A 12,431-nucleotide genomic window follows, 5' to 3' on the forward strand; every position below is an offset into this window, starting at 1 on the left:
ATCTATGTCAACCCTCATTAGCTTTGCAGACTTTAATGTCTAGAGAGTGGCAGGGGAGGGAGTTCAACCTGCCACTCTCTTTCAAGATATAAAAATGTAGAATATTATCTGCTTAAGAAACGCGGCGGGGCCTGATGGGCGGGAGGAGCCGGTTTCCGGATGGAAGGCTGAGCGGAGCGATAGCGCATAAACGAAGGCACTTCCAGTTCTTCCTGGGTTTTGCTGCGCAGCCCTTTCATCATACGGGTCATTTCTTTTTCATGATTGTTGGAAAGCATGCTTTCCTTGGTAGCAAAGCCGGTGGCTATCAGAGTTATCTGCACTTCCTTGCCCATACGGGGGTCAGTGCTTACACCAAAGATGATATTAGCTTCAGGGTCAACCGCTTGGCGGATAACGTCTGCTGCAGAGTTTACTTCCATAAGGGATAAGTCTTCGCCGCCGCATACGTTATAAATAACGCCCATGGCACCATCAACTGCTATATCCAGCAGGGGGCTGGCCAGAGCGGCTCTGGCAGCATCGGCAGCCCGGTTCTGACCGGCGCCTTTGCCGATAGACATCCAGGCCGGGCCGGCGTCTTTCATGACGGCTTTTACATCTGCAAAGTCCAGGTTGATGATACCCGGAACGGTGATAACTTCGGCAATAGCTTTGACGCCGTTGCACAGAACTTCGTCAGCCAGTTTAAAAGCCCCGTCAACCCCTGTTTTCTGGTCAACCATATCCAGCAGGCGGTCATTGGGGATAATGATAAGCGTATCCACGCTGTCTACTATATTATTTATACCTTCTTCGGCGGTTTGCATGCGGTGAGCGCCTTCAAAACAGAAAGGCTTGGTGCATACCGCAATGGTCAGGGCACCTGATTCCTTGGCTATTTTGGCAACTACGGGGGCTGAGCCAGTGCCCGTACCACCACCCATACCGGCGGTCACAAAGACCATGTCAGCGCCCATTACGTTTTCTTTGAGCTCACTCATGCTTTCTTCGGCAGCGGCTTTGCCCATGGTGTGGTTACCGCCGGCACCCAGTCCGCGGGTGCAGCGTTCACCAATCTGGATTCGGGTAGCGGCTTCGGTGATAGCCAGATGCTGGGCATCGGTATTGACGGCTATAAACTCTACTCCCTGGATGTTATCCCGAACCATGCGGGTTACGGCGTTGCTGCCTGCACCACCGCACCCGATAACTTTAATTTTTGCGCCACTGGGTACATATACTTTTTTTGACATTTTATTATCCTTTGTTAACTATTATCCTTTCGTTAGTTTTTTGGGTTACCAAACATTCGTGATATAAAGCCGCCTTTGGCACTTTCTTCAGGTGCGGGGTGGCTTTTTGAGGCATCCCGGTTATTGATACTCCAAAGCAGCATGCCAACAACATTGGTACAGGCAGGGTCATTTAAAATATCTGATACGCCAAATAAATTGGGGGGAGTGCCTACCCGTACCGGGAGCCGCAGTACTTCGCTGCCAAGCTCTGCAATGCCGGGGAGGTTGGCAGTACCGCCGGTTATTACCAGCCCGGAGGGTACCATCTTGGAATAATCATCGCTGGGTAACTCAAGGATAATAAGGCGAAGCAGTTCCTCAACCCGCATTCTGACAATTTCGCAAAGGTCAGGGTAAGAGAAGGTATGTCCGCTTTCAACAAAGTTTGCGTCATTACATTCACCGGGTACCACACTACTGTATCTCTGTTTGATATCATCGGCCATTTCAAAGGGTATGCCCAAGCCCACAGAAATATCATGGGTTACCTGTGCACCGGCAATGGGCAGGACCGATGTGTGGTAGATGCTGTTGCCTTTAAAAGCAGCTATATCTGTAGTGCCGCCACCGATATCAGCCAGAATAACGCCCTTTTCGCGTTCTTCATCGGTTAGTGCTGCTTCAGCACTGGCCAAAGGATTGAAGACCAGGTCATCAATCTCTACGCCGGCAGCACGGATGCACTTGGTTAAATTTTCAATTGAATTGGAAGCGGCGGTAATAATATGGGTTTCAACATCCAGGCGGAAGCCATGCATGCCCACCGGATTACTGACGCCTTCCTGTCCATCCACCGAATAATTGCGGGGGATGATATGAAGTACTTTTCTGTCCTGGGGCATGGTGATGCTGCTGGCAATATCTATAGCCCTTTGCAGGTCACTCTGGCGCACCAGGTGGTCATTGCGGGTTATACTGATAACCCCGCGGTTGTTTTTTGAGTTGATATGTTTTCCGGTCACGCCTATCAAGGCGGATTTGAGTTTATAACCGGCAGTTCTCTCTGCCATGCTTACCGACTCACGGATGGCTTCTTTGGCTTCATTAAGGTTAACCACCATACCCTTCTGCATACCACGGGAGGGGACTACCCCTACACCCAGTATTCGCAGGTCTCCGTTTTCGGTGTCAGCCATAACGGTACAGATTTTACTTGTACCTACGTCTATGGCTGCTATCTGTCTCCTTTTCATTTTATTGCCTCTCCCTCATTTTTTATCCCCTGGCAACCCCCTATATATAATAGGTAGTTACCTATTTGACATGGCGAAAATGGACATTCCACTTACCGGATAGTGACTCAATAAAAGCTTTTGAATCAGTGCTGGGTGCGCGGTATAATTCAGCAAGGAATCCATGCAGAAGTTCACCGCCACTCATGCCGGGCATAGGCTCGGCTGGACCGGGTAGATTGATATGAACAATCTCCGTCATCAGCTTCTGATACTCAATTGCAGTCCCCATAGGTATTTTCCCTCCCTTTGAAGATTCAGTTGTGCCACATATTAGTCCGTTCCAAATATACCCGTCAAATTTAGTCCAAAATAATTTTGGAATATTCTAGCTGGAATTAGAACACTTGGAACTATGATAAAAAATGTCCTTAGGAATACCAGTTAATCCGTGGTTGGAATATGTAATAAAACAGATAAAATTCTTGCTATTTCAGAATTTGTGGAATAGAATATCTGGACGGAGGAGAAATGGCTAATCTGAAAGGCTCAAAACCCTTACCCCCATATGTATCATACCGGACCTTTTTGAACTTTCTTTTAGGCTTACAGGAAGCCATTCCATCCCGTCTTGACCGCAGCTTCTGGGGGGATAAATGGTCTGGCAGTACCGGTACTCAGCTTATGTCTGCCCTGCGTTTTTTGGGTTTGGCAGACGATGAAGGTATGCCCAGAGAAAAATTGCGTCGCCTGGTAGATGCCAGGGGAGAAGACAGAACTCTGATACTTAGACAGATAACCCTTGAAAAGTATGAATTTGTTTTTAATTCGTCTGCAGACTCGGAGTCTCTCACTTATGCCCAGTTGGAAGAACTCTTCCATAATAGCTTTAAAGTAGCGGATGATGTGGTCCGCAAGTGTATCAAGTTCTTTTTAGGGTTGGCTGAAGATGCTGATATTCCTATTTCGCCTTTTGTTACTAAGAAATCACGCACCGGAAGATCTGGAATTGGTACTAAAAAGGTTCAGCGTAAAATAGTGCCAAGGACTGCTTCGCATGTTCTAATACCAGATAGTACAGTGAAAGTTCCAGATAATGCAGATATGGATAGGGTATTGCTTGGTAAATTCCCCACTTTTGATCCGGCTTGGACGGATGAAGTTAAGGTGAAATGGTTTGAGGCTTTTGATGTTTTGCTTAAAAAAGTGTCAAAGACCTGACTCTAAAACCAGTACTATCCTCTAGATTTTGATTGTACGCCCCCGTTCTATTTTGAGATATTAAAAAACATTTTAAAAAAATACTCCACAGGCTAGATGTATAGGGTATAATCTTCTGAGAACTTTTGAGGGCAGAAGATGTATTTTAAACGCATACTGGTAACCCTGGATGGTACAAAAATAGCCGAAAAGACTCTTCCGGTAGCTGAACTTATGGCCAAAGATTCTGAAACCGAACTGTTACTGGTAAGCATATGTGATCCCAAACCTAAAATTACTGATGAACGACAGAAATATTTAGATGCTAAATCTGCCGAATTAAGGGAAAAAGGCATAAAAGCTAGCGGAAAAATGTTTTGCGGTGAGTTGCTGCCGCTTATTTTAAAATGTATAACTGATAATAGTATTGACCTGTTGTGTATGGCTTCTCATGGATATACCGGAATTAAGAAAATGGTACTGGGTAGTGTATCCGAAAAGCTTATTAAATCTACCAAACTGCCGGTATTATTGGTAAAAGAAGGTTATGAACCGGGCAAGGCACTTTTTGAAAATATCTTACTGCCGTTGGACGGTTCACTCTTTTCAGAGACTTGCCTGAAACAGGTATCGATTCTGGCACACGATTTTAAAAGTAAACTTACATTGCTGGTTGTTATTCAACCGCCATGTATACCCTCAGACCGTTCACCCAATATTCAGCCCAGCTGGGATGAATACTATCAGGCACTGCTTGAAGAACTTAAACAGCAGGCTCAGTCCTATTTGGAACGGCTGACCGGCGAATTGCAGTCAAATGGAATTAAAACTGAATTCCGTATGGAAATTTCAGATAATATTCCTGAAACTATTTTAAGTACCGCCGAAGATATAAATGCCTCGCTTATTTCATTTACCACCCATAACCGCTCTGGAATAGAGAAATGGTATTATGGAAGCGTGGCAGCCGGCTTGATTGAAAATTCCCCTCACCCCATGCTTTTATGGCGGAACTCCATCTAAATCTTGCTTGACACCTGCCTTTATTCCTTCCTACAATTAATTGAGGAAAAGGAATGAAGAAAATTTATGACCTCAGCCCCGAAATATGCCCTGAAATGATTAGCTGGCCGGGTGATGGTTGCCCGGAGATAACACTGCTTCACAGTATCAAGAACGGTTCTCACAGCAATCTTAGTCGCCTAACAATGACATTACATAACGGCAGCCATATAGATGCACCCCTCCATTTTTCTGAAGATGGCGACGGGGCAGGTGAGATACCCCTTGAGATACTTATTGGCAATGTCCGTGTTTTGCGCTTTAGCGGGGTGAAAACTGTCACCCGTGATATGCTTGAGCAGGTTGACTTAAGGGGGGTAATCCGGCTTATATTGGCTACGGATAATGAAGCTCTTTGGTATAAGCCTGATTTTGACCGGAACTATACTTATATAGATATCGGGGCTGCTCGTTATCTGACCGAGATAGGTGTACGCCTGCTGGGCATTGATTATCTTTCGGTAGAGGACTTCGAAGGTCTGGCTGGAGTGCATCGGCATCTTTTAAGCCATGGAGTGGTTATACTGGAAACCCTTCAGCTTGCTGGTGTACCGGAAGGTGATTATGAGCTTTACTGCCTGCCTTTAAAACTGGGTAAAGTTGATGGGGCACCTGCCAGAGTAATATTAATAGAGAGAGATTAGTGAAAGACGTAAAAGTAGTACCGGCCATACTGACAGATGACCCTGCGGCCTTTGAGATGATGATAAAACAGTCAGAAGGTTTCGCTCCTTCTGCCCAGATAGATATTATGGACGGGCAGTTTGTACCTTCGCTAAGCATTCCGCCTGAAGTACTGGGCAGATACAAGCCCCGTTTTGCCTCTGAAATACACCTAATGACCATTAATCCCGAAGAATATCTTATCTACTGCAAGCAGCACGGCGCGTTCAGAGTAATATTTCATTTTGAAGCAACAACCCGCCCCGAATATGTTATCAGCAGGATAAAGGAACTGGGTTTTAAAGCAGGATTGGCGGTAAACCCAGAAACACCTGTTTCAGATTTTGCTTATCTGGTTTCCCAGCTGGACATGGTGCTTTTCATGTCGGTTATTCCCGGTTTTTACGGCGCGTCGTTTATACCTGAGGTGCTTCTGAAGGTGAAAGAGTTTAGACACCGTTTCCCCGAAACTGAAATAGGTTTGGACGGTGGTGCCAAAGAGGGCAACATACCTGAGATTGTGGTGGCCGGGGTAAATGATATATGCGTGGGAAGTGCTATCTTCCGGCAAACTGACCCTAAGTCAAGCTACCTGTATTTGGATAAACTGGCCAAAAATGCAGCCAAAGAAGCGGGTATTTAGCCCTCTTTTTCAGCCTGAAGCAGCTTTTCAAGGCGGCGTTTGTGCCGTTCTTCGCCGGTAAAACGGGCATTTAAAAAGGCCGTAATAATCTCTTTGGCTACTTCAATGCCTATTACCCTTGCCCCTAAACAAAGCACGTTCATATCATCATGCTCCACCCCCTGGTGGGCAGAATAAACGTCGTGGCAGAGACCGGCCCTGACGCCTTTGATTTTATTGGCGGTGATACAGGCACCCACCCCGCTGCCGCAGATGATAATGCCGCGGTCTGTCTGCCCGCAGGCAACCTTTCGGGCAACCGCTGAAGCAAAATCAGGATAGTCATCCGTACTGTCATAGGTACAAGCACCCAAATCCAGCACCTTCGCCCCCAATTGATTTAAAAAGGGTAAAAGGTCTATTTTCAGGCCGTAACCGCCGTGGTCTGCCCCGATGGCAACAGAGATATTACTCATCTTCATTCTCCAAAAGCTTTAAAGCCTTTTCAGCCATATTTTCCGGGGTTAGCCCAAAGTGTTGGTAAAGCACAGGCGCCGGGGCTGATGCCCCGAAATGGTCAATGGAAATAATATCACCGTTTGCGCCCAGATATTTGCACCATCCCTGTGCACTGCCGGCTTCTATTATTACCCGCGGCAGGGAAGCTGGCAAGATGCTCTGGCAGTAGGTCCGGGGTTGGGCCTCAAAAAGCTGCCACGAAGGGAAGGATACTACCCTTGACGAGACGCCTTTGTTTTTAAGTATTTCAGCCGCCTGAACGGCTATGCTTACTTCTGAGCCGCTGGCTACCAGGGCAACCTGCGGGCGGGAATCTGTTTCTGCCAGTATATATGCCCCTTTGGACAAGTTTACGGAATTTGCCTGCGAGTTATCTAAGAGAGGCAGTTTCTGGCGGGAGAGGGCAATGGCGGTCGGGCCGTCCTTGCGGAGTATGGCTGTTTTCCATGCCTGGGCTGTTTCATACGAATCTGCCGGGCGGATAGTAACCAGACCGGGCACCGAACGTAAACCGGCCAGCTGTTCAATAGGCTGGTGGGTAGGGCCGTCCTCTCCCAGACCGATAGAGTCATGGGTAAAAATATAAATAACCCTTTGCCCCATAAGTGATGCTAGCCTTACCGCCGGACGCATGTAATCATAAAATATAAGGAAAGTGGCAACATAAGGTATAATCCCGCCATGGAGAGCCAGCCCGTTGGCTATTGCCCCCATGGCGTGTTCCCGCACTCCGAAATGGATATTCCGCCCCTCATAATGCGGCAGTTCATATTCACCGCCGTCTTTGATAACAGTTTTGTTAGACGGGCTAAGGTCTGCTGAACCGCCCATAAGGGCTGGCAGGCGGGAAGCCAGTGTATTTATAATCAAACCGGAAGCCTCACGACTGGCCATAGCCTTGTCAAAAAGTTTATCCAGGTCTTTATCCCAGTCTTCGGGCAGCTTACCAGAAAGCCTGTCCTGCAAAAGGGCGGCTTTTTCGGGATAACGGCTTGAATAGTAGTCCAGCTTGGATTGCCAGACCTGCTGGGCAGTTTTGCCTTTATCCAGTGCCATACGGAATTCCGCCAGAGCTTCAGGCGGTATTACAAAAGGCTCGTAATCCCACCCTAAAGATTTGCGGCTTTTGGCCACTTCGTCAGTTCCCAGCGGCTCACCATGGGCAGAGGCCTTGCCAGCCTTGTTCGGGCTGCCAAAACCGATAATTGTTTTACAAATAATCAGGCTGGGGCGGGCGGAATCTGACTGGGCTTCTTTAATAGCCACTGAAACTGCCTCAGGGTTAAGCCCGTCTACCGGGCCAATTACCTGCCAGCCGTAACTTTCAAAACGCAGAGCCGTATTTTCGGTAAAAGCCAGCTCTGTTGAACCTTCAATAGATATTTCATTATCGTCATACAGGTAAATCAGCTTACCCAGTGCCAGATGCCCGGCCAGAGAGGCTGCTTCGGAGGCCACACCCTCCATCAGGTCTCCGTCAGAGACTATACCGTAAGTATAATGGTCTATTATTTTGCAATCCGGCTGGTTAAAAACCGCGGCCAGATGGGCTTCGGCCATAGCCATACCCACACCGCTGGCAAAACCCTGCCCAAGCGGGCCGGTAGTCATCTCAACGCCGGGGGTCAGGCCATATTCCGGGTGCCCCGGGGTTTTACTGCCCCACTGGCGGAAATTTTTCAGCTCATCCAGTGGCAAGTCATAACCGGCAAGGTGGAGAAGTGAGTAAAGCAAAGCTGAGGCATGGCCAGCTGAGAGTATAAAACGGTCACGGTTAGGCCAGACGGGATCCTGCGGGTTATGCTTGAGAAATTTTTGCCACAGGGCATATGCCATAGCGGCCATACCCATAGGTGCTCCGGGATGCCCCGAATTTGCCTTCTGAACAGCATCTACCGAAAGAAAGCGAAGGGCATTTATACATAAACTATCTAACTTCGTATTTGACATATGTGCTTAATTTTAACGTTTAGCGGGTTCTTTTTCAAATCTGGCTTGAAGCTACCAGCCATTTTTATGTATATGGCTCTTTAAATAACGTCCGGCCGGTGGCTTCACCTCTCCCTTTTTGCCAATGGCGATAAGGCTGAGAGGGCTTATACCGGCAGGGATGTTTAGTAGCTGAGAGACAGCCGCTTTGCGTTCTTCACGCGGGTGCAGGCCTAGCCAGCAGGCACCCAAACCCAACGCCTCTGCTGCCAGAAGAATGTTTTGGGTGGCAGCCGCACAGTCCTGTATCCAGTAACCTACTTTAGTTTCGGCACTTACATCTGCACATACCATGATAGCCATGGGGGCTTCTTTTAGCATTTCGGAATAAGGGTGAATTTCAGGTATTTTATCAAGTATGCGGCGGTCATCTATAACTACAAAATGCCAGACTTGCTGGTTTCCGGCGGAAGGGGCGGCCATGCCTGCCCTTAAAAGGGTATCCAGTTCTGAGGGGCTTATACCTTCGTTTTGATAGTGACGTGTGCTTCGGCGGCTGAATATTGTTTCAAGTGTGTTCATTTAAAACTCCTTGACTAATCCCATCATCTCTTTATATCATATTGTATTATGATCTGCTAAATACTTCCCGAATGTCAGGGGCTTAAGTGCCCGGTTTTCCATTTTTTAAAATAAAGGGGAAGTTTGTGTTTAAAAAACTGGCAGATATAAATAATAAGCCTGAGTTATATCATCAGTACAGTGCATCTGTACTCTGGAATGACCCTCATATTTCCTCCCGTATGCTGGAGTTCCATCTCAACCCGGATATTGAGCCTGCATCACGCAAAGCTATCTTTATTGAAAAATCCGCCTGCTGGATAGCAGAATATTTTAGGTTGGGTGATGGCAAGCTGGTTTGTGATTTCGGCTGCGGGCCGGGACTTTATACCAGTCGTTTGGCGGCTGCGGGTGCGGATGTGACCGGTATAGATTTTTCAAGCCGTTCTATAGGTTACGCCCGTGAATTTGCATCCGCTCATCATCTGGATATCCATTATATAGAACAAAACTACCTGGAGTTTGCTGCTCCGAAGAAGTTTGATCTGATAACACTTATCTATTGTGATTACTGCGCTCTAAGCCCTGCTCAGCGTTGCCGGCTTCTTTCGGTCTGGCGGAAATGCCTGAAAGATAACGGGCAGATATTGCTGGATGTATTTTCTCTTTCAGCTTACGAAGGGCGGGCAGAAAGTGCCGCATATGGGCACTGTTTGATGGATGGTTTCTGGTCCGGCAGTGATTATTTCGGCTTTGTAAATACCTTTAAATATCCGCTTGAAAAAGTGGTTCTAGATAAATACTCTATTATAGAGGCGGATAAGGAGTGGCAGGTTTTCAACTGGCTGAAGTATTTCTCTGCCCCGGAGCTTGAGGCTGAGTTAGCCGCAAACGGGTTTGAAGTAACAGGTGTATTTTCAGATGTTGCCGGGGCGGCTTTTTGCGAAACTTCACCTGAAATTGCCGTAGTTGCCCGCAAGAAAAACTAATTTATTAGCTAAGATACAGGTCTTAACAGCCGCAGCTTTATAAACTGCGGCTGTTTTATTGATTGAGATAGCCTGTTTATTGGGGTAAAATGGTTTACAATTGTATATTGTTAAACCTTAGAAGAGAGAAGCAAGAGTAATGACAAAATCAACCAAAGTCATTCCGCCTTTTCCCCAGATGACGATAGGCGTTATGGGGTCAGCCGGCGGGAATATGACTGAAGAAACCAAAAAGAGTTTGCGTTGTTTAGGTGAGTGCATAGCTAAGCGTAAACATGTGCTTATTACCGGTGCCTGCCCCGGTATGCCCCATGAAACCGTGCTGGGGGCTAAAGAAGAAGGCGGGGTAGTGGTAGGCATTTCCCCGGCCCTGAATCTGGAAGAGCATGTAGAAAAATATCATTCTCCCACCCGTGGCTACGACGCCATTATATATACCGGCTCCGGCCTGATGGGGAGGGAAATTGAAAATATCCGCAGTTGTGACGTAGTGATATTTGCCGGAGGCAGGTCCGGCACTCTGGGTGAGTTTGCCATAGCTTATGACGAAGGTAAGGTTATAGGCGTACTTCGGGGAAGCGGCGGTATTGCTGACCATCTGGACAAGATTATTTCCATGGTGGACAAGGAAACCGGTGCCCGGGTCTACTACGAATCAGACCCGTATAAATTGCTGGATGTGCTGGAAGCCGTCTATCGGGAACGCATTTTCCCCAGGCATAAACGTTTGATGGAAAATAATGATCCTGATGGCATGTCTGACGGTTAGTTGCTTCGTAGAACGGAAGAGACTTGATTATTCCCCCCCATTATCTTTAACAGGATACGGGGGTTTTATTTTGTAGTCAAATAGTTTTGGATATATTCCCTTGAAAATATCTTAGATTTTTGTGACTGATGTATTGACTAATCAAAAATACTGGAGTAAACTAAAATTTAGTTGAATAAATCAACGGGGACTATGAGTGCAAGACCGGTGTGAAGCCGTCGCAGTACCGCCTACTGTAACCGCAGGGGATACCTTCGGGAGCCAGAACCTCAAACCCCGTTTACCGGGTACTCCGCGGAATAGGGAGGGTAGTCATTTTAAATGGCTTAAATACCTTTGTCCGATGAGGCAGAGGTATTTTTTGTGTCTGGTAGGTTGTAAATGTATCTAACAGGGCCTTGAACTTTGGGTGCAAGCTCGGTGCAATTCCGGCGCAGTACCGCCTGCTGTAAGGGGTAAATACCCTGAAGTCAGAACCTCAAAGTTCGTTTATAAAGGCTCTCCGCGGTAAGAGGAGGTATGGCCATGCAGAAAAACTTGTAACAGTAAGTAGCTTCGCCTGATATGTTGGTTCTCAATATTTAAAATGAATGGAGCAGTTATGCTGGACAATATAAATAAAAAACTTAGCAGTAAAAGTGCTCGTCTGGGTACTACTGTTGCCGGTATTTTTCTGAGTTTGGTTTTATTGTTGGGTTTGGTGGGTGGCTGTAAAGCTGCTGATGATACCAATAATGATGACGAAAACCCTGTTGTAACCGAGGTAACTTATCCCTTAACTGTTACTGACCAGCTGGGTAGAACTGTGGAGATTAAATCTGAACCACAGACCATAGTATCCCTTTCCCCCAGCAATACCGAAACGATTTATGCCATGGGTCTTGAAGATAAACTGGTGGGTGTAACTACTTACTGTAACTACCCAGAAGCTGCAGCAGCTAAACCTAAAGTAGGCGGTTTTTCAAATGTAGATGCTGAAGCGGTGACTGCCATAGGACCTGATATTATTTTGGCATCCAATATCCATGCATCAACAGTTATCCCGCAGCTTGAACAGCTGGGGCTTACCGTAATAGCTATTTCTCCGGATAATCTGGAAGAGGTGCTGGAATCTATTGAGCTTATCGGCAAATGCCTTAATCAGGTTGAGAAAGCCAATTCACTGGTAGATGAGATGCAAACCCGTATTGATGCGGTAACATCCAAGGTTAAAAACCTGTCTGAAAGTCAGAAACCGCGTGTTTTATATATCGTTTGGCATGAACCTCTTATGAGCGTTGGTTCTACTGCCTTCATAACTGGCTTGATTACTGCTGCCGGAGGCGTTAGTATTACTGCTGATTCTGCAGAATCTTATCCCACCATTAGCTTGGAAACAGTGCTTGGGGCTAACCCCCAGGTGGTAGTGGTTGGTACAGGCATGGGCTCAGGAGCTGATGCGCCGCTGCTTTTTATGCAGGATGAACCCCGTTTGGCTGATATTGACGCCAGAATAAACGGCAATATATATAGTATCAATACAGACCTTATCGGCCGTACCGGCCCGCGGATAGTAGAGGCTCTGGAACAACTGGCTAAGATGCTTCACCCTGAAATATTTGGAGAATTTAGCGCGTAATGAATTCAGGTGGGGCAGGTGATATCACCTGCCCCACAGTTTTGCGGGTA

General features: G+C 46.9%; 13 protein-coding genes. 7 read left to right on the forward strand and 6 right to left on the reverse strand.

Features of this window, described 5'->3' with window-relative positions; genetic code table 11:
- Positions 1–104: 104 nt before the first annotated feature.
- The 3 genes from ftsZ to ASJ33_RS03350 all read right to left on the reverse strand — a co-directional run bounded on the left by ftsZ (position 105) and on the right by ASJ33_RS03350 (position 2,741).
- On the reverse strand, positions 105–1,235 hold the full coding sequence (gene ftsZ, locus ASJ33_RS03340; protein ID WP_012881889.1) for a cell division protein FtsZ: 1,131 nt from the start codon (positions 1,233–1,235) through the stop codon (positions 105–107).
- Between the two features lie 32 nt (positions 1,236–1,267).
- On the reverse strand, positions 1,268–2,470 hold the full coding sequence (gene ftsA / locus ASJ33_RS03345; protein ID WP_023652136.1) for a cell division protein FtsA: 1,203 nt from the start codon (positions 2,468–2,470) through the stop codon (positions 1,268–1,270).
- Positions 2,471–2,531: 61 nt separating this feature from the next.
- Positions 2,532–2,741, reverse strand: coding sequence for a hypothetical protein (locus ASJ33_RS03350; protein ID WP_011928966.1), 210 nt, complete (start codon positions 2,739–2,741; stop codon positions 2,532–2,534).
- Between the two features lie 239 nt (positions 2,742–2,980).
- On the opposite strand from ASJ33_RS03350, the gene ASJ33_RS03355 reads away from it, so the two are divergent.
- From ASJ33_RS03355 to ASJ33_RS03370, 4 genes are all read left to right on the forward strand, one after another.
- Positions 2,981–3,670 carry a DUF5343 domain-containing protein gene (locus tag ASJ33_RS03355; RefSeq protein ID WP_023652137.1) on the forward strand — a complete coding sequence of 230 codons (690 nt, stop codon included), beginning with the start codon at positions 2,981–2,983 and terminating at the stop codon, positions 3,668–3,670.
- A 138-nt stretch (positions 3,671–3,808) separates the two neighbouring features.
- Positions 3,809–4,672: a universal stress protein gene (locus ASJ33_RS03360; RefSeq protein ID WP_023652138.1), complete on the forward strand. Its 864-nt coding sequence runs from the start codon at positions 3,809–3,811 to the stop codon at positions 4,670–4,672.
- A 53-nt stretch (positions 4,673–4,725) separates the two neighbouring features.
- Positions 4,726–5,355 (forward strand): cyclase family protein, encoded by a 630-nt coding sequence (locus tag ASJ33_RS03365; protein WP_023652139.1) that lies wholly within the window; start codon positions 4,726–4,728, stop codon positions 5,353–5,355.
- Positions 5,355–6,017: a ribulose-phosphate 3-epimerase gene (locus tag ASJ33_RS03370; protein ID WP_023652140.1), complete on the forward strand. Its 663-nt coding sequence runs from the start codon at positions 5,355–5,357 to the stop codon at positions 6,015–6,017. The genes ASJ33_RS03365 and ASJ33_RS03370 overlap by 1 nt, the downstream gene beginning before the upstream one ends.
- Here the strand turns inward: ASJ33_RS03370 and rpiB are convergent.
- From rpiB to ASJ33_RS03385, 3 genes are read right to left on the reverse strand one after another with little or no spacing between them, the layout of a single operon-like run.
- Entirely contained in the window at positions 6,014–6,472 is a 459-nt protein-coding gene (gene rpiB / locus ASJ33_RS03375; RefSeq protein ID WP_041330779.1) for a ribose 5-phosphate isomerase B, read from the reverse strand. The two genes, ASJ33_RS03370 and rpiB, sit on opposite strands and share 4 nt — an antisense overlap.
- The gene (gene tkt, locus ASJ33_RS03380; RefSeq protein ID WP_041330780.1) at positions 6,465–8,465 is read right to left on the reverse strand and encodes a transketolase; all 2,001 of its coding nucleotides are present in this window, start codon (positions 8,463–8,465) and stop codon (positions 6,465–6,467) included. Before tkt ends, rpiB begins: the two co-directional genes overlap by 8 nt.
- Before the next feature lie 51 nt (positions 8,466–8,516).
- Positions 8,517–9,026 carry a nitroreductase family protein gene (locus ASJ33_RS03385; RefSeq protein ID WP_041330781.1) on the reverse strand — a complete coding sequence of 170 codons (510 nt, stop codon included), beginning with the start codon at positions 9,024–9,026 and terminating at the stop codon, positions 8,517–8,519.
- Positions 9,027–9,151: 125 nt separating this feature from the next.
- Between ASJ33_RS03385 and ASJ33_RS03390 the strand changes: the two genes are divergently transcribed.
- The 3 genes from ASJ33_RS03390 to ASJ33_RS03400 all read left to right on the forward strand — a co-directional run bounded on the left by ASJ33_RS03390 (position 9,152) and on the right by ASJ33_RS03400 (position 12,381).
- Positions 9,152–9,994, forward strand: coding sequence for a class I SAM-dependent methyltransferase (locus ASJ33_RS03390; RefSeq protein ID WP_041331711.1), 843 nt, complete (start codon positions 9,152–9,154; stop codon positions 9,992–9,994).
- 139 nt (positions 9,995–10,133) lie between these two features.
- Positions 10,134–10,763 (forward strand): LOG family protein, encoded by a 630-nt coding sequence (locus tag ASJ33_RS03395; protein ID WP_023652144.1) that lies wholly within the window; start codon positions 10,134–10,136, stop codon positions 10,761–10,763.
- A gap of 601 nt (positions 10,764–11,364) precedes the next feature.
- Positions 11,365–12,381, forward strand: coding sequence for an ABC transporter substrate-binding protein (locus ASJ33_RS03400; protein WP_041330783.1), 1,017 nt, complete (start codon positions 11,365–11,367; stop codon positions 12,379–12,381).
- Positions 12,382–12,431 lie beyond the last annotated feature (50 nt).

The sequence above is a fragment of the Dehalococcoides mccartyi genome, assembly GCF_001889305.1.
Classification (GTDB): domain Bacteria; phylum Chloroflexota; class Dehalococcoidia; order Dehalococcoidales; family Dehalococcoidaceae; genus Dehalococcoides; species Dehalococcoides mccartyi_A.

What these genes read in the sequence shown, in the direction of transcription:
- ASJ33_RS03360 (WP_023652138.1), top strand. Translation starts at nt 3,809, where the DNA reads ATGTATTTTAAACGCATACTGGTAACCCTGGATGGTACAAAAATAGCC.
- tkt (WP_041330780.1), bottom strand. Translation starts at nt 8,465, where the DNA reads ATGTCAAATACGAAGTTAGATAGTTTATGTATAAATGCCCTTCGCTTT.
- ftsZ (WP_012881889.1), bottom strand. Translation starts at nt 1,235, where the DNA reads ATGTCAAAAAAAGTATATGTACCCAGTGGCGCAAAAATTAAAGTTATC.
- ftsA (WP_023652136.1), bottom strand. Translation starts at nt 2,470, where the DNA reads ATGAAAAGGAGACAGATAGCAGCCATAGACGTAGGTACAAGTAAAATC.
- rpiB (WP_041330779.1), bottom strand. Translation starts at nt 6,472, where the DNA reads ATGAGTAATATCTCTGTTGCCATCGGGGCAGACCACGGCGGTTACGGC.
- ASJ33_RS03365 (WP_023652139.1), top strand. Translation starts at nt 4,726, where the DNA reads ATGAAGAAAATTTATGACCTCAGCCCCGAAATATGCCCTGAAATGATT.
- ASJ33_RS03400 (WP_041330783.1), top strand. Translation starts at nt 11,365, where the DNA reads ATGCTGGACAATATAAATAAAAAACTTAGCAGTAAAAGTGCTCGTCTG.
- ASJ33_RS03395 (WP_023652144.1), top strand. Translation starts at nt 10,134, where the DNA reads ATGACAAAATCAACCAAAGTCATTCCGCCTTTTCCCCAGATGACGATA.
- ASJ33_RS03385 (WP_041330781.1), bottom strand. Translation starts at nt 9,026, where the DNA reads ATGAACACACTTGAAACAATATTCAGCCGCCGAAGCACACGTCACTAT.
- ASJ33_RS03350 (WP_011928966.1), bottom strand. Translation starts at nt 2,741, where the DNA reads ATGGGGACTGCAATTGAGTATCAGAAGCTGATGACGGAGATTGTTCAT.
- ASJ33_RS03355 (WP_023652137.1), top strand. Translation starts at nt 2,981, where the DNA reads ATGGCTAATCTGAAAGGCTCAAAACCCTTACCCCCATATGTATCATAC.